Raw genomic sequence first — 16,029 nt, forward strand, 5'->3', positions numbered from 1 at the left:
ATGCTGCCGGGAACCGGAAAGCGGGTCGCATTCTACGCGCCGATGAAGCCGCCGCACCACCCGGTGCCCTCCGGCGATCGCGAAATAGCCCGCAACCTTATGGCTCTGCTCAGCGCCAGCGGCGCGAATGTGCAGCTGGTCTCGGATCTCAGGATCTATGACAAACATGGCGATGCAGCGCTGCAGGCAATCCAGCGCAATGCGGCCAGGGACGAGGCCGCCCGGTTGATCAGGGATATGCCGGCAGCTGACCTCTGGGTCACTTACCACAACTACTACAAGGCGCCGGACCTGATCGGCCCCGCCGTGGCACGCGCCCGCGGCATACCTTATGTGCAGATCGAATCCACCCGCGCCAAGAAGCGCCTGACCGGGCCATGGGCGGGATTTGCCGAGGCCGCCCACGCCGCTGCCGATGCCGCTGCGGCGATCTTCTATTTCACCGGACAGGACCGCTTTGCGCTGGAGCGGGACCGCTCCGGCAGCCAGACCGTGGCCTACCTGCCGCCCTTCCTGCCGCTTGAAGAGCTGCCGGCCGCCTCTTCTGTGGCGGGTCGGATGCTGACTGCAGGCATGATGCGCGCAGGCGACAAGCTTGCCTCCTACCGCGTTATTGCGGAGACACTTGCGTATTTGCCAGAAGATTGGCGGCTGGACATTGCAGGCGACGGCCCGGCCCGGTCCGAAGTTGAGGCCCTGATGGCCCCCTTTGGCAGCCGGGTCCGCTTCCTCGGCCAGCTCTCACGCGAGGAATTGTCAGCGGCTTATTCCAATTCCTCCCTGTTCCTGTGGCCCGGTGTGAACGAAGCCTTCGGAATGGTCTATCTTGAGGCGCAGGCCCATGGTCTCCCAATCGTGGCTCAAGACCGCCCCGGCGTTCGGGATGTGCTGCTGGCCCGGTCCTACCCGGAGCCCGAAGACGGTGCGGAATCATTGGCAGCTTTCACGGCGGCCCTGCTGGCAAACCCCGCGCTGCGCAGCCGCATTGGCCGGGAGGGACGTGATTACATCGCCCGAAACCACCTCGCCCCCGCCGCGGCGCGCCGCTTTTGGGACGTTGCCGCCCCGCTGATGGAGACACAGACATGATCCGCCTCGCCCTCCTGCGCCACGGACATACCGCCTGGAACCGTGCCGGGCGCATTCAGGGGCGCAGCGACATACCGCTGGACGATCAGGCCCGCGCGGAACTGGGCGGTTATGCCTTGCCCGCCCCGTGGGACGCAGCAGAATTATGGTCCAGCCCGCTGGCGCGTGCGGCGGAAACTGCCGAACTTGTTGCAGGCCGCCCGCCCCGGACCGCGCCGGAGCTTACAGAAATGAACTGGGGCGACTGGGAGGGGCTGCACGGTCTGGACCTGAAGGCTGACCCCGCCAGCGGCTTCCGAGATATCGAGGACTGGGGCTGGCACTACCGCCCGCCGGGTGGAGAGAGCCCGGCAAAGGTCTGGGACCGTATAGCCCCCTGGCTGCACGGTCTGACACAGGACACCGTCGCTGTTTGCCACATCGGCATCATGCGGATGATCCTGGCCCGCGCATACGGCTGGGATTTCGACGGCCCCGCCCCCTTCCGGATCAGACGCAACCGGCTGTTCGTGGTGGAAGCCGAAGGAATCTCGCTCAGCCCTTGGGCCGAACCGGTCCGGCTGATCCGCGAGGACGCGCCATGAAAGTCCTGATTGCCGTGACCCACCTCCTGGGCACCGGCCATCTTTCGCGGGCCTTGACGCTGGCCCGCGCCTTTACCGCGGCCGGCCAACAGGTGCAGGTGGCCTCCGGCGGATTTCCCGCCCCGCAACTCAATGCCGAAGGGGTTGAGGTGGTCCAGCTTCCGCCGCTGCGCTCGGACGGGGTGGATTTCACCCGGTTGCTGGACGCGGACGGCTCTTTGACCGGCGAGGCGTATCAGACCCGCCGCAAAGACGCCCTCTGCGCAGCCCTGCGCAGGCTGCAGCCCGATGTGCTGATCACCGAACTCTACCCCTTTGGCCGCCGTTCCCTGCGTCAGGAATTCCTGGCCCTGCTGGAGACCGCCGATGCGCTGCCCCGGCGGCCGGTGATCCTGTCCTCCATCCGTGACATCCTCGCACCGCCCTCCAAACCGGAGAAGGCGGAAAAGGCCGATGCGGTTATCGCCCGGTATTACGATGCGGTGCTGGTCCACTCCGATCCAGCGGCCACCAGGCTGGAGGCCAGCTGGCCGGTCTCGCCGATGCTAAGCGGCAAGCTGCGCTATACCGGCTATGTCGCGCCGCCCGCCGCAGGACCCCACCCGAACCAGGCAGGCAGCGGCGAGGTTCTGGTCAGCGCCGGCGGCGGCAATGTGGGAACGCCGCTGTACCGGACCGCTCTGGAAGCGGCCAAGCGGATGCCGGAGATCCCCTGGCGCCTGCTGGTTGGCGGTGCGGACGCCGACGCGCGGATTGCAGAATTCGCCAAGGCAGGCTCCCCCGCCTTGCTGGAACCGGCGCGCAAGGACTTCCGGCAGATGCTCTCCCACGCCGCCGCCTCTGTCAGCATGTGCGGCTACAACACCGCGCTTGACCTGTTGCAAGCCGGGACGCCTGCGGTCCTGATCCCCTTTGATGCGGGCAATGAGACCGAACAGGGTCTGCGTGCCGCCAGCCTCGCGCCGCTGAGCGGGATAGAGGTGATCAAGACAGCGGACCTCACGCCCGAAACGCTATGCGCTGCGGTCAAGGCGGCAATGCAGGCTCCGCCGCGGCTTGCAGGCGGTTTCAGGTTTGACGGAGCCGCCCGGAGTGTGGAGATTGCCGCAGAACTTGCGGGGGAGCGCGAATGACACCGGATTGGAGCGGGCTGGACCAGGAACTGGAGCACTGGCAGGAGGCGGGCCTGACGCTGCCCTTGTGGTGGCGTGACGACGATGCGATGTCACAGTCCGCCGAACTGGACCGTCTGGCGGACCTCTCCGCGGAGCTTGATTTGCCTGTTCATCTTGCGGTTATCCCCCAAGGCGTCACAGCGGATCTGGCCCGTTTTGTTGCCGCCAATCCGCAGCTCATTCCGGTGGCTCACGGCTGGGCGCACCAGAACCACGCCCCTGCAGGCGAGAAGAAGGCCGAATTCGGTGCTCACCGGCCGCTGGAAGTACTGCTGGACGACGCCGAGCGCGGCTTGACCCGCCTGCAGGAGCTGTTTGGCGCCAGCCTGCGGACGATGTTCGTGCCGCCCTGGAACAGGGTCTCTCCGGAAATGCTGACCTGGCTGGCCGGTGCCGGCTTTACCGCCGTTTCCACCTTCGGCCCGCGCAGCAGCGCCAAACCAGCCTCGGGCCTTTTGCGGGTGAACACCCACCTGGATCCGATCAACTGGAAGGGTTCGCGCAGCTTGCTGCCGCCGGACCAGCTGATTGCGCAAGCCGCGCGCCAGCTGCGCGACCGCCGCCTGGGTGATGCGGACAACGCAGAGCCCTATGGACTTCTCACCCATCACTTGGTGCACGACGAGGCGGTCTGGGAGTTCACCGCCGACCTCGCCAGGCGCTTGTTGAATGGTCCGGCAGAGGCTTGGATCTATGATGAAAGGATGTCCTGAATGAGCCGCCTCGATTCCATGCTGCGTCGCCTGACCGCCCAGCGCGACGGCCTGAACTGGGCCGCAGAGCAAATCAGCGCGATGGAGGGCGATGTGCTCGACATGGGGCTTGGCAACGGGCGTACCTACGACCATTTGCGCGCAATTCTGTCCACCCGCCGGATCTGGGTGATCGACCGTGTGCTACAGTGCCACCCCTCCTGCATCCCGCCGGAACAGGACTTCCTGCAGGGCGAAGCCAAACCGATGCTGGAGCGGCTCGCCGGCAATGGCCGCCGGATCGCGCTCGCGCATTACGACTTTGGCTTCGGGATTAAGGAAAAGGACGTTGCCGAGGCCACCGCCCTGTCTCCCGCCATTGCCCGGGTTATGGCACCGGGCGGCATCATCGTCTCCGGCCAGCCGCTGGCAGGTTTCGAAGAGCTTGACGGTCCAGAAGGCATCCCGCCCGGCCGCTACATGTTCTACCGGGCCAACTGATCCAAGCCCCCGGCCGCCCCCAATTCAAGAGGCCGGGCGCTTCCGCCTCCCCAGCGGCCGGGCGGTCAGGCCACCCGCAAACCGCGCGACCAGACACCGCGCACTGCAGGCGCGCCTGCTGTCACACGGAACCGGATCAGGTCGGCGCGCTTGCCGGTCTCCAGCCGCCCGCGGTCGTGCAGGCCCACTGCATCGGCCGGCGCATGTGTCACCGTGCCCAGGCCCCGCGCCATGTCGCCCCACGATTGCCCCAGCATGACCGCCGCCATCAACAGCGCGGCCGGCACATAATCCGACGACAGGATGTCCAAAAGCTCCAGTTCCGCCAGTTCATGCGCCGCAACATTGCCGGAGTGCGAGCCGCCGCGGATCAGGTTTGGAGCGCCCATCATCACCTTGATGCCATGGGCATGACAGGCCTGCGCGGCCTCCACCGTGGTGGGGAACTCCGCCAGCTGAATGCCATGGCCTGCCGAAACGGCCACCTGCCCGGCCGTGGTGTCGTCATGGCTTGCCAGCACTGCGCCAAATCGCTTGGCCGCCTTCACCGCTTCCGCCTCATGCAAGTCGCCATGGGTCTCGCGCAGCTCTCTCAGATGAGCGATATGCGCCTGGAACGCGGCGTCGTCGAACCCGTGCTTGCCCTTCACGTACTGCTCCAGCTTGGAGAGATCGCGGAACTGCCGCTGGCCCGGCGTGTGGTCCATCAGCGAAACCAGCCCGACCCGGTCCGCTTCGCCAAAGGCCTCCAGTTCCTCAATCAGGGTGTCTGAGCAGACTTCGGCCCGCAGGTGCAGGAAATGCGAGATCTTCAGCGCCTCCGCCGCTCTGAGTTCCAGCAGCTCAGCGGCCAGACCGCGGGCATAAGCGCCATAGCGGCTTTCCTTGCGGCTGATCGAGCCGACACGCATCGCATCAAATACCGTGGTGATGCCAGTGCCCGCCAGTTCCGCATCATGGGCAATGATCGCGCTGGCGTGCGGCCAGTCCACCTTGGGGCGCGGCTGGATGTGACGCTCCAGATTGTCGGTATGCAGTTCCACCAGACCCGGACAGACATAATCGCCCCCGCAGTCGATGGCGCCCGCCGGAACCGAGGTGCCCTCTGCAATGTCCTCGATCTCACCGCTGGAAACCTTCACGCTACCGGTGCGGGTCTCCCCCGGAAGCACCAGTGTGGCATTGGCAAGGATCAACTCTTCTGTCATCTGAACTTCACATCTTTCGAGTTATGGAAGGCCACGTTTAGGAGGCCAATGTGACATTCACGCGATACGCGATCTACTATGCTCCGCCCGCAGATGCGGAATGGTGCCGGTTCGCCGCAAGCTGGCTGGGCTGGGACCTGGAAACAGGCCGCAGCCTGCCTCAACCGGAAGACACCGGGCTGGACGTGGCGGCGATAACGAAGGTTCCCCGCAAATACGGACTTCATGCCACCCTGAAGCCGCCGATGCGCCTTGCCGAAGGGCAATCCCAGGCAGCGCTGGATGCAGCCTGCGCGGCGCTGGCCGCGGCGCAGAGGCCGGTGACGCTCGAGGGGTTCCACCTGGCGCGGCTCGGCCGCTTCCTGGCGCTGCGGCCCTCCGGCGATGAAACCGCGCTGAACGCCCTGGCCGCCGCCTGCGTGACAGAGCTGGACCCTTTCCGCGCGCCGGCGGCCCAGGCTGAGCTGGAACGCCGCCGCGGCGCGGGCCTGAGCCCGGAACAGGACAGGAACCTCACCCTGTGGGGCTATCCTTATGTGCTGGAGCAATTCCGGTTTCACATCACGCTGACCGGCAAACTGCCGAAGCCCGACCTGCCGGCGGTTGAAGCGGCGCTGAACGAGCGTCTCATCCCGCTGCTGCCCGCACCGCTGGAAATCCGCGATATTGTGCTGGCGGGCGAAGCAGAGGACGGAAACTTCCACCTGATCCACCGCTACGCCCTTTCCGGCTGAAGGGCTGCCAGCGCGGCGGCCACCGCCGTGCTGAGCGCACCGCTGTTGTCGATCACATGAACCCTGCGCAGCCCTTCCGGCAAGGGATTGGCCGCCCTGGCAAGACGGCGCCGAACCTCCCCGGCGTCTTCCCGCCCGCGGGCAGACAACCGTTCGACCAGCACCTCTGGTCGCGCCGTCACCGACAGCACAATGAAATCACCGAACACCTCCTGCGCCTGCAGCAGCACAGCACGGGACAAATTGACCAGCACACCGCCCGCACCGGCCCGCAAGGCTTCGATTTCGCGCGGAATGCCATACTGCAGGCCATGCGCTTGCCAGTCCAAGGCAAACACGCCGTTGCGCGCAAGGGCCGAAAACTCAGCCTCGGTCACCGCCTGGTAATCCTCCCCGCCTGCCTCCGGCGCGCGGGTGATCACCCGCCGCATCAGCCGCAGCTGAGGACCGGAGACCGCAAGCGCAGACATCAGGCTGTCCTTGCCAACTCCGGACGGTCCGACCACGGCAATGACCGGGCCTTTATTTGCAGACGCACTCATGCCGCCGCCTTGGGAGCAAAGTCCGACACGTCCACGAACCGGTCGCAAACCTGCTGGCGCGCCGCCTCATCGTGGAAGATGCCGATGATCGCAGCCCCCCGCGCCTTGGCACCTGCGATCAGCGCAAGCACAGTGGCGCGGTTTTGCGCATCAAGGCTCGCCGTCGGTTCATCCAGCAGCAGCGCCGGATACTCATAGGCGAAGCCGCGGGCGATATTCACCCGCTGCTGCTCACCGCCCGAGAATGTCGTGGGGCTCAGACTCCAAAGACGTTCGGGTATATTGAGCTGCGCCAGCAGCGAGGCCGCCTTGTCCCGCGCCTGATCGGCCGGCGTGCCGACTGCCAGCAGCGGTTCAGCCACAACATCCAGCGTTGGCACCCGCGGAACCACCCGCAGGAATTGGCTGACATATCCCAGCGTGTCACGGCGCAGCGCCAGTATCTCCCGCGGCGCGGCCTTGGCCACATCCACGCCGCCGACGACCACGCTGCCGGAGGCCGCCAGATAGTTGCCGTAGATCACACGCATCAGTGTGGACTTGCCCGCCCCGGAGGCGCCCGTCAGGCCGACACATTCTCCGGGTTGCACACTCAGCGTGGCGTTTTGCATGACCGGAATCACCGCACTGCCCTGGTTGTGCAGGGTGAAGCTCTTGCTTACATCGTTCAATTCAATCATCACCCTGCCCTCAGACTTGCAGCACGCTGGAAACCAGCAGCTGGGTATAGCCGTGCTGGGGATCGTCCAGCACCTGATCGGTCAGCCCGGTTTCCACCACATGGCCGTCCTTCATCACCATCAGCCGGTCCGCCAGCAGGCGCACAACGGCCAGATCGTGTGTCACGATAATGGCGCTCAGCCCCATCTCCCGCACGAGGCCCCGCAGCAGATCCAGCAAGCGCGCCTGCACCGAGACATCCAGTCCACCGGTCGGTTCGTCCATGAACACCAGCCGCGGGCCTGTCACCAGATTGCGTGCGATTTGCAGGCGCTGCTGCATACCGCCGGAGAAGGCCGAAGGGCGGTCGTCGATACGGCTTTCGGAAATCTCAACCCGGCCCAGCCAGTCCGCCGCCTGTTCGCGGATCGAGCCATAATGGCGGTTCCCCACGGCCATCAGCCGTTCGCCAATGTTACCGCCGGCCGAAACCGGCATGCGCAGCCCGTCCCTTGCGTGCTGATGCACAAAGGCCCAATCGGTACGGCCCAGCATCCGCCGTTCCGGCTCTGACATTGTGACGGTATCCACCGGCCCGCTTGTGCGGGTGTAATAGATTACCTCTCCCTGGTCCGGCACCAAGTGGCCCGCCAGACTGTTCAGCAGCGTCGACTTGCCAGAACCGCTTTCACCCACGATTCCCATCACCTCGCCCGGGTAGAGATCAAAGCTCACACCGGTGCAGCCGATCCGTGCGCCGTACAGCTTGGCCACATTCTTCACTTGCAGCAAAGGGGTCATCACGCTGCCTCCTCACCCAGGCGGCCGCTATGGCCTGCCTCGCGCCGCGTGCGGCAGTAATCGGTGTCCGAACAGACAAACATCCGGTTGCCCGCATCATCCAGGATCACCTCGTCCAGATAGCTGTCATCCGCCCCGCACAAGTCGCACGGGTGGTCCGCCTTGCTGGCCTCAAACGGGTAATCCTCGAAATCCAGAGACACGACCTGTGTGTAGGGCGGCACCGCATAGATCCGCTGCTCCCGGCCGGCACCAAACAGCTGGATCGCCGCCATCTCCATCTTGGGATTGTCGAACTTCGGTATCGGCGACGGGTCCATCACGTAACGTCCCTCCACCTTCACCGGATAGGCATAGGCGGTGGCAATCGCGCCGTGCTGCGAGATGTCCTCGTAAAGTTTCACGTGCATCAGCCCGTATTCCTGAAGGGCGTGCATTTTGCGAGTTTCGGTCTCGCGCGGTTCCAGGAAGCGCAACGGCTCCGGGATCGGCACCTGATAAACCAGGATCTGGTCTTCAGTCAGCTCCGCCTCCGGGATCCGGTGGCGGGTCTGGATGACGCTGGCTTTTGCCGTTTCTTCAGTCGTTGCCACACCCGCCGTCTTCTCAAAAAACTTGCGGATCGACACCGCGTTTGTGGTGTCGTCAGCCCCTTGGTCGATGACTTTCAGCGTGTCGTCCCGCGTCAGCGTCGCGGCGGAGACCTGAACCCCGCCGGTGCCCCAGCCATAGGGCATCGGCATCTCGCGGCTGGCAAAGGGCACCTGATAGCCCGGCACAGCCAAGCCTTTCAGGATCGCCCGGCGGATCATCCGTTTGGTCTGTTCGTCAAGGTATGCAAAGTTGTAGTCAGGCATCATGACCTCGAATTAGAGCTGTGTGGCCCAAACAGGAATGGAGCGCAGTATTTTGACGGAAAACACTCTCGGCTATGTCTTGGCCGTTGGACTTGGCGTTCTGATTTGGGCTCTCGTCCGCATTTTTCGCACCTTGCGCGCAGGCGGCTATGACCACGCGATGCGCTGCCCATCCGGACACAATCACACGAGTATAGACCCGGTTGATGCAAGCATTGCGTCCCATGGCCCTGGCTCTGGCCGTCCTTGGGTCCAAGGCCACGACAGCGAAGGATTCGGCGGAGGTGACGCAGGCGGCGGTGGAGGCGATTAAGCTCATTCCGCAGCCTCCTTTGCCGCCAGCGTCTCAGCCAGCTCTGCCGCTTCCCGGCGCAGTTTGCGGACTAGTTCCAGCTCGGACTGGAAGTCGACGTAATGCGGCAGCTTGATGTGCTCCAGAAAGCCGGTGGCCTGGATGTTGTCGGCGTGGCTCAGGACAAATTCCTCGTCCTGCGCTGGCGCGCCCAGATTGTCCTCGCCCAGCTCTTCCCAGCGCAGCGCCCGGTCGACCAGCGCCATGGCGATGGATTTGCGCTCTGACTGGCCAAAGACCAGACCATAGCCGCGGGTGAACTGCGGCGGCACCGTCTTGGAGCCCTTGAACTGGTTCACCGTCTCGCATTCGGTCAGCTCCACCTCGCCGATCTCGATGGAAAAGCCCAGCTCCGGGATCTCCATCTCCACAGGCACGCTGCCAATTCGCAGCTCGCCGACAAAGGCATGGTTGCGCGCATAGCCGCGCTGTGTCGAATAAGCCATGCCGAGGATAAACCCCTCATCGCCGCGGGTCAGCGATTGCAGGCGCACCGCCCGTCCCGCCGGGAAGGACATCGGCTCGCGCGTCAGATCACCCGGAACCGCGTCCGAGGCAGGCTCGCGCTCGATGATGTCCTCGCCTTGCAGGAATTCGGTGATATGCGGCGTGGCCTCCTGGCGCGGCTCGGACACTGGCGCCTCGGGCACCTCACCGTCGGCGGCCAGTTTGAAGTCCAGCAGGCGGTGGGTGTAATCGAAGGTCGGCCCCAGCACCTGCCCGCCGGGGGCGTCCTTGAAGGTCGCGGAGATCCGGCGGTCGCAGGCCATTTCTCCGGTCTCCACCGGCTGCGAATAGCCAAACCGCGGCAGGGTGGTGCGGTAGGCGCGGATCAGAAAGATTGCCTCTATCAGATCACCGCGCGCCTGCTTGATGGCCAGCGCGGCAAGGTCCGGATCGTAGAGCGAGCCTTCGGCCATCACCCGGTTCACCGCCAGGCTCAGCTGCTCGCGGATCTGGGACAGGCTCAGCTCCGCGACACTGGTATCGCCGCGGCGCTCCTCAGCCAGCCAGGCATGGGCGTTTTCAATGGCGCGTTCGCCGCCCTTGACTGCAACGTACATGGGCTCAGGCCTCCGTGGTGATCCGGGTGGACCGCGGCAGCGCAGCAACCTGCGCCCCCGCGGTGAAGAAGAAGTCCATACCCAGCGGGTAGAGAGCGGTATTGTTCTGGAACGCAGTTAGTTCCGGCAGCTGCATCCGGGCTTTGTCTTTGATGCCGGGGCCGCTCAGCACCACGTTGGGGGCCGCGAAACCGGGCGTCTCGACAATCAATGTGGCCGAGCGGTCAGGGTATTCAGGGGTGCCGATGCGGAAGCGGTCCAGCGGCATCAGCGCCTCCCAGCTGCCAAGCGCGAAATCCGCCTGCTCCGCCGCAACGACCGGCGCGCCCGTGTGAAAGGCCAGCCAGCCGCGCAAGGCCCCGCTGTCCGTGCCCGGCGCCAGATAGACACCGGTCTCCGGATCGCACAGCGTCAGCAGCAGGCTGCCCGCCGCGACTGATATCCCGTCAGGCGGTGCGGCCCCGGTGATGTCCTGGACCTGGCCGGGCCGGGCCATGGCGTTCATCGCCGCGCGGAAGGCATGTGCCGCATCCACTGGCGGATTGCTGAAACCGCCCGCATAGGCGGCGTTCCGGGTTTCCAGGCGCATCAGTCCTCTCCCCGCACCATGGTGAAAAACTCGACCTTGGTCGCCGCCGCCTTGGCGGCTCGGGCGTTCTTCTTCGTCTGCCTCTCTACGGCCAGCGGCTCCAGCACTGCCTTGCGCACGCCCGCCGCCGCATCTGTTTGCATCAGCGCATCAATCTTGGCGGCCATTGCGGCCTTGGCCTTGCTGCGCCCCTGCACATAGCCTTGGCCGACGGTGCCATCCTCCAGCGACACCGCACAGCGGGTGACGGTCATCTCCCCGAGGTTGAAAGGCGCGCCGGTGCCGCCCATGCGGCCCCGCACCATGACGCTGCCGGCCTCTGGCGGGCGCAGCCATTCATAAACGGGATCAATCCCGCAGCCCTGCCACAGCTTGGTCAGCCGGGCCTCGTCAGCAGTGGCCAGCAGGCTCATCCAGCCTTTGCGGTCCGCTGCGGAGATAGTGGTGTTCATCTGTCTATGCCTCTTGGCCGGGTTGTCTACATCAACTATACAACTAGACAAATGTTAACCGAGTCGCCCCGGCTGGCGCAATCCAAGACTTATGAAAGTTCCATGACATGGCCCGCACCCCGGTTTGGAAATCCATCGCCATCGCCCTGACCGATGACATTGCCCAGGGCCGGTATGAGACCGGCGGCAAGCTCCCGGCTGAGGCCAAGCTGTCAGCGCGGTTCGGGGTCAACCGGCACACCGTGCGCCGGGCGCTGGCGGACATGGCGGCGCAGGGCCTGGTCCATTCCCGCCGCGGAGCAGGGGTGTTCGTCGCTGCCAAGCCAACCGACTACCCAATTGGCAAGCGGGTCCGGTTCCACCAGAACCTCGCGCGCGAGGGGCGGATACCGGCCAAGAAACTGCTGACGCTGGAAACCCGTGCCGCCGGATTGCGCGAGGCGGAGGCATTGGAGTTGCAGGCGGGAGACCCGGTTCTGGTCTACGACGGGCTTTCACTAGCCGACGGCCAGCCCATTGCGCTGGCTCAGGCCGTGTTTCCGGTCGGCTTGCTGCCAGGGCTGCACGAGGCGCTGGAAGAGGACAGTTCAATCACCAAGGCCCTGAAACGCTGCGGCGTCGAGGACTATACCCGCAGGGAAACCCGCATCGCTGCCAAGCTCGCCACCGCCACCCAAGCGCTGCAGTTGCAGATCAGCGAAGGCGCGCCGATCCTGCGCACCACGTCGGTCAGCGTGGACACAGCCGGCACGCCGATTGAGTTCGGCCGCACCTGGTTCGCCGGCGACCGGGTGACTCTGACGGTTGGCGGTGAAACCTGAAGCCCGGCCCTCCCGCCTGCTGCGGTGCAATTGAAATTACCCCTAGCAGTTGGGCATAGCGCCGCGCTGACGCGCGGCGCGGCAGCTTTCCGCCAGAGCCTGGCCAACTGCCACAGCTGCTGCTGTGCGCCAGGCCGGTTCATCCTTGGCGCGGCGCAGGCGAATCACAATTAGCACGGCGCTTCAGGGCGCTTATCTCACTCAATCACGGATCCGCGCGGCGCGGTGCTGCGCCCGACTATGCAGGGCATCTGTGACGCCCGGAATTGGCGGGAGTGCCCCACGCTGCGTTACTGTTCGGCGTTGAAGACAAACAGCGTCTCGCCGTTGATCCGGTAGCCGTTGATCAGCTCCTTCGCCTTGTCAGAGACCAGCCAGCCCTCCAGCTGCATCGCCAGACCGTTCTTCACGTGGCCGTGCTTTTCCGGGTTCACCGGGATGTAGGCATACTGGTTGAAAAGCACCGGATCCCCGGCAAACAGCAGCCCCAGCCCGGCTTTGTTGCCGAAGTTCAGCCAACTGGCGCGGTCCGACATGATATAGGCGTCCATACCCGCCGCCGTGTTCAGCGCAGCGCCCATGCCCGCGCCCACGGCGCGGTACCAATCCCCGAATCCATTTGGCTCCAGCCCGGCAGCGTTCCACAATGCCAGTTCTTTCTTATGGGTGCCGCTGTCATCGCCGCGGCTGACGAAAATTGCTTCGGCCCCGGCAATCCTTTGCAGGGCCGCTGCCGCGTCCTCAGAGCCGGCCACCCCGGCCGCATCGCCTTTGGGACCGATGAAGACAAAGTCATTGTACATGATCTCGCGCCGGTGGGTGCCGTTGCCGCCAGCCAAGAACTTTTCCTCAGCCTTCTTGGAATGCACCAGGATCGCGTCGACGTCGCCCGCCTCGCCCAGCCGGATCGCCTGGCCGGTGCCAACCACCAGCAGCTGCACATCCAGGCCCAAGTCCTTCTTGATCTCCGGCAGCAGGATCTCCGCCAGACCGGAATTGTGGAAGGACGTGGTAACCGCCATCTTCATCTCTTCCGCCAGAGCGGCAGAGGCCAGGGCCACAGATGCAATTGCACCAATAATCAGACGTTTCATTCGACAATATCTCCGTTCAGAAATGCACGGCCCTGCGGCGTTTGCGGCCCGGTAAAGAATGCCTCCGCCGGGCTGAATTCGTGGATGCGGCCGCCTAGGACAAAAATCACCTCATCGGCCAGCCGCCGCGCCTGCCCCATATTGTGGGTAGACATGATCAGCCGCGTACCACTCTCGGCGGCATGGGCCAGGATCTCTTCGATCTCGCGGGTGGCGCGCCCGTCCAGCGCGGCGCAGGGTTCGTCCAGGAACAGCACTTCCGGCTCGCGTACCAGGGCGCGGGCCAGGGCCAGCTTCTGCCGCTCGCCGCCCGACAGCATGGTGGCCTGGCGCTGCAGGATTCTCCCCAGGCCGACACGGGCCGCCCAGTCCGCTGCCCGCGTGCGCGCCTCGTGGCGGCCCACGCCCGTCAGCCGAAGCGGGTAGGCAATGTTCTCGATCACCGTGCGGCGCATCATCACCGGGGTTTGAAACACGAAGGCCTGCCGCTTCTGCGCCTCTTCCAGCGGGCATGCCCAGTCCAGGCTGCCGCCATTCATCCGCACAATGCCATGCAGCATTTTCAGCAGCGTGGTTTTTCCGGCCCCGTTGGGACCGATGACGATAGAGGTCCCCTGCCCGCCAAGCGTCAGATCGACCGGCCCTACCAACACCTTGCCGCGGCGGCGCACCTGAGCGCCCTGGGCCACCAGCGGGAACATCTGCATTACCAGCGCCCCTCGCTTTCGGTGCGGCCCAGCCAGTGGATTGTCAGGTTCACTGCAATCGCCAGCGCGATCAGCACAAACCCAAGCCCCAGCGCCATGGCAAATTCGCCCTTGCCGGTCTCCAGCGCAATCGCCGTGGTCAGCACCCGGGTGGCGTGGTCGATATTGCCGCCCACCACCATGATCGCGCCCACCTCACCAATTGCGCGGCCAAAGCCCGCCAGCGCCGCAGTCAGCAGCGCCCTGCGCCCGTCCCACAACAGCGCCTGGATGCGTTGGAACTGGGTGGCGTTCATCGAGATCAGAAGATCGTGGTAATCGCTCCACAACTCGCGCAAGGACTGATGCGCAACCGAGGCCACCAAGGGCACAACGATGATCACCTGCGCGATGATCATCGCCGTGGGGGTAAACAGCAGGCCGAATACGCCGAACGGACCGGCGCGGGACAGGAACACATAGACCACAAGGCCGACCACCACCGGCGGCAGCCCCATCAGAGCGTTCAGTACCGCAATCGTGGCGCGGCGCAGCCGGAACCGGCGCACCGCCAGAAAGGCCGCCAGCGGCAGCGCAATGGCACAGGCGATGGCAAGCGCGGTCAGCGTCACCCGCAAGGAGCGCAGGGTGATTTCCACCAGATCCGCGTCCAGCGTCACCAGAAGCCAAAAGGCCTGGCACAGTCCTGCCCACAGATCAGTCATGCCGCTCGCTCAACTCCGCTTCAGCCGGTCAGTCCGGTCAGTCCGGGTCTAACACCCTCTGACGAATTTCAAAATCACAGGAGGAGGCATTGGAACAGCCAAAAGCGGCAGTGCTCTGGAAAAAGACCCTATCGAACACCATATCACTAGCGTCAGTCAAAGACTTAGCACTGAAACCCCGGTTCCGGCGGGGTCATGCGGCGCAGGCGTGCAAACCCATGCCGCCTGTTAGCGCCAAATCACCGCATTTGGCCGCAAATCCCTTCACGCGCGCTTGCGTGCGCGATTTGAACGTGAAACAACCCCCGCCCAAAGTGTCACACCGGACGCAACCTTGAGGAAACGCCATGTTCGACCTGCAATCCATGCGGGATCAGCTCGCCGCCCACTATGATCTGGCCCCGAATCCGGCCCTGGCCGAACAGATGGCAGATATCTACGCCCGCATGGACCGCGTGGTGAACCCAATCGAATGGGCCACCCATGCGCCTTATGTTGCGGCGATTCTGGAGCTGAAGAAGCAGCGCAACGCGGTGATCCTGGCGCATAACTACATGACGCCGGAAATCTATCACGGGATCTCGGATGTGGTCGGTGACAGCCTGCAGCTGGCAATTGAGGCCACCCGGGTCGAGGCCGATGTGATCGTGCAGTGCGGCGTGCATTTCATGGCCGAAACCTCCAAGATCCTGAGCCCGGAAAAAACCGTGCTGATCCCCGATATGGAGGCTGGCTGTTCCCTGGCCGAAAGCATCACCGCCGAAGGCGTTGCGGAAATGCGGCGCCGCTACCCCGGCGCGCCGGTGGTCACCTATGTGAACACCACGGCTGAGGTGAAAGCCGCATCCGACATCTGCTGCACGTCCTCCAACGCGGCGCAGATCGTTGCGGCGATGGAAGAAGACACCATCATCATGACGCCGGACCAGTATCTGGCCCAGAACATTGCCCAGCAGGTTCCGGAAAAGAACATCGTCTGGTGGGAGGGCTCCTGCATCGTGCATGAGCAGTACACCGCCAAGGATCTGCGCGACTTCCGCGAATGGAACCCGGGCACCCGGCTGATTGCGCATCCCGAATGCCCGCCAGATGTGGTGGCCGAGGCCGATTTCTCCGGCTCGACCAGCGGTATCGTCAAATACGTGACCGACGAAAAGCCGGAAAAGGCTCTGCTGATCACCGAATGCTCGATGGCGTCGAACATCGCCGATCAGCTGCCTGAGGTGGAATTCGTCGGCCCATGCAACATGTGCCCCTACATGAAGAAGATCACGCTGGAGAAAGTCCTGTGGTCGCTGCACACGATGACCGAGCCGGTCGAGGTTGATCCCGAAGTGGCCGAAAAGGCCCGCGTCGCGGTGCAGCGGATGATCGACCTTTCGCAGAAACTGGGCATCTGATCC

Annotated in this window: 19 protein-coding genes; 8 read left to right on the plus strand and 11 right to left on the minus strand. The window is 64.6% G+C overall.

Annotated elements, in window-relative coordinates; translation table 11 throughout:
• The 5 genes from CAER_RS0110620 to CAER_RS0110640 are packed head-to-tail and all read left to right on the plus strand — an operon-like array spanning nt 1 to nt 4,041.
• Complete coding sequence (locus tag CAER_RS0110620; RefSeq protein WP_027235335.1) at nt 1–1,089, plus strand: glycosyltransferase family 4 protein; 1,089 nt, start codon at nt 1–3, stop codon at nt 1,087–1,089.
• Nucleotides 1,086–1,673, plus strand: a complete 588-nt coding sequence (locus CAER_RS0110625) for a histidine phosphatase family protein (RefSeq protein WP_027235336.1) — start codon at nt 1,086–1,088, stop codon at nt 1,671–1,673. The genes CAER_RS0110620 and CAER_RS0110625 overlap by 4 nt, the downstream gene beginning before the upstream one ends.
• Entirely contained in the window at nt 1,670–2,806 is a 1,137-nt protein-coding gene (locus tag CAER_RS0110630; protein ID WP_027235337.1) for a glycosyltransferase family protein, read from the plus strand. Before CAER_RS0110625 ends, CAER_RS0110630 begins: the two co-directional genes overlap by 4 nt.
• Nucleotides 2,803–3,561, plus strand: a complete 759-nt coding sequence (locus CAER_RS0110635) for a polysaccharide deacetylase family protein (RefSeq protein ID WP_027235338.1) — start codon at nt 2,803–2,805, stop codon at nt 3,559–3,561. Before CAER_RS0110630 ends, CAER_RS0110635 begins: the two co-directional genes overlap by 4 nt.
• A complete protein-coding gene (locus CAER_RS0110640; protein WP_027235339.1) occupies nt 3,562–4,041 on the plus strand; it encodes a class I SAM-dependent methyltransferase in 480 nt (159 codons plus the stop codon). It begins immediately after the preceding gene.
• Between the two features lie 65 nt (nt 4,042–4,106).
• Here CAER_RS0110640 and CAER_RS0110645 read toward each other — a convergent pair whose 3' ends face one another.
• On the minus strand, nt 4,107–5,249 hold the full coding sequence (locus CAER_RS0110645) for an alpha-D-ribose 1-methylphosphonate 5-triphosphate diphosphatase (protein WP_027235340.1): 1,143 nt from the start codon (nt 5,247–5,249) through the stop codon (nt 4,107–4,109).
• 50 nt (nt 5,250–5,299) lie between these two features.
• Here CAER_RS0110645 and CAER_RS0110650 point away from each other — a divergent pair, with 50 nt between their 5' ends.
• On the plus strand, nt 5,300–5,983 hold the full coding sequence (locus CAER_RS0110650) for a DUF1045 domain-containing protein (RefSeq protein ID WP_027235341.1): 684 nt from the start codon (nt 5,300–5,302) through the stop codon (nt 5,981–5,983).
• On the opposite strand, the gene phnN is transcribed toward CAER_RS0110650, so the two are convergent.
• The 7 genes from phnN to phnG form a co-directional block, all read right to left on the minus strand.
• Nucleotides 5,965–6,525, minus strand: a complete 561-nt coding sequence (gene phnN / locus CAER_RS0110655) for a phosphonate metabolism protein/1,5-bisphosphokinase (PRPP-forming) PhnN (protein ID WP_027235342.1) — start codon at nt 6,523–6,525, stop codon at nt 5,965–5,967. The genes CAER_RS0110650 and phnN overlap by 19 nt on opposite strands.
• The gene (phnL, locus tag CAER_RS0110660; RefSeq protein ID WP_027235343.1) at nt 6,522–7,205 is read right to left on the minus strand and encodes a phosphonate C-P lyase system protein PhnL; all 684 of its coding nucleotides are present in this window, start codon (nt 7,203–7,205) and stop codon (nt 6,522–6,524) included. Before phnL ends, phnN begins: the two co-directional genes overlap by 4 nt.
• A 10-nt stretch (nt 7,206–7,215) precedes the next feature.
• The gene (phnK, locus tag CAER_RS0110665) at nt 7,216–7,986 is read right to left on the minus strand and encodes a phosphonate C-P lyase system protein PhnK (RefSeq protein ID WP_027235344.1); all 771 of its coding nucleotides are present in this window, start codon (nt 7,984–7,986) and stop codon (nt 7,216–7,218) included.
• Entirely contained in the window at nt 7,986–8,843 is an 858-nt protein-coding gene (locus CAER_RS0110670; RefSeq protein WP_027235345.1) for an alpha-D-ribose 1-methylphosphonate 5-phosphate C-P-lyase PhnJ, read from the minus strand. The genes phnK and CAER_RS0110670 overlap by 1 nt, the downstream gene beginning before the upstream one ends.
• 315 nt (nt 8,844–9,158) lie before the next feature.
• On the minus strand, nt 9,159–10,259 hold the full coding sequence (locus CAER_RS0110675) for a carbon-phosphorus lyase complex subunit PhnI (protein WP_027235346.1): 1,101 nt from the start codon (nt 10,257–10,259) through the stop codon (nt 9,159–9,161).
• Between the two features lie 4 nt (nt 10,260–10,263).
• Complete coding sequence (phnH, locus tag CAER_RS0110680) at nt 10,264–10,848, minus strand: phosphonate C-P lyase system protein PhnH (RefSeq protein ID WP_027235347.1); 585 nt, start codon at nt 10,846–10,848, stop codon at nt 10,264–10,266.
• Nucleotides 10,848–11,300: a phosphonate C-P lyase system protein PhnG gene (gene phnG, locus CAER_RS0110685; protein ID WP_027235348.1), complete on the minus strand. Its 453-nt coding sequence runs from the start codon at nt 11,298–11,300 to the stop codon at nt 10,848–10,850. The genes phnH and phnG overlap by 1 nt, the downstream gene beginning before the upstream one ends.
• Nucleotides 11,301–11,407: 107 nt before the next feature.
• Between phnG and phnF the strand changes: the two genes are divergently transcribed.
• Nucleotides 11,408–12,121 (plus strand): phosphonate metabolism transcriptional regulator PhnF, encoded by a 714-nt coding sequence (gene phnF, locus CAER_RS0110690; protein WP_027235349.1) that lies wholly within the window; start codon nt 11,408–11,410, stop codon nt 12,119–12,121.
• 290 nt (nt 12,122–12,411) lie between these two features.
• Here phnF and CAER_RS0110695 read toward each other — a convergent pair whose 3' ends face one another.
• The 3 genes from CAER_RS0110695 to CAER_RS0110705 are packed head-to-tail and all read right to left on the minus strand — an operon-like array spanning nt 12,412 to nt 14,626.
• Nucleotides 12,412–13,215, minus strand: a complete 804-nt coding sequence (locus CAER_RS0110695; protein ID WP_027235350.1) for an ABC transporter substrate-binding protein — start codon at nt 13,213–13,215, stop codon at nt 12,412–12,414.
• Entirely contained in the window at nt 13,212–13,922 is a 711-nt protein-coding gene (locus tag CAER_RS0110700) for an ATP-binding cassette domain-containing protein (RefSeq protein ID WP_027235351.1), read from the minus strand. Before CAER_RS0110700 ends, CAER_RS0110695 begins: the two co-directional genes overlap by 4 nt.
• Nucleotides 13,922–14,626, minus strand: a complete 705-nt coding sequence (locus CAER_RS0110705) for an ABC transporter permease (protein WP_027235352.1) — start codon at nt 14,624–14,626, stop codon at nt 13,922–13,924. Before CAER_RS0110705 ends, CAER_RS0110700 begins: the two co-directional genes overlap by 1 nt.
• A 347-nt stretch (nt 14,627–14,973) precedes the next feature.
• Here CAER_RS0110705 and nadA point away from each other — a divergent pair, with 347 nt between their 5' ends.
• The gene (nadA, locus tag CAER_RS0110710; RefSeq protein ID WP_027235353.1) at nt 14,974–16,026 is read left to right on the plus strand and encodes a quinolinate synthase NadA; all 1,053 of its coding nucleotides are present in this window, start codon (nt 14,974–14,976) and stop codon (nt 16,024–16,026) included.
• The last annotated feature ends 3 nt before the right edge of the window (nt 16,027–16,029 follow it).

The organism is Leisingera caerulea DSM 24564, assembly GCF_000473325.1.
Classification (GTDB): domain Bacteria; phylum Pseudomonadota; class Alphaproteobacteria; order Rhodobacterales; family Rhodobacteraceae; genus Leisingera; species Leisingera caerulea.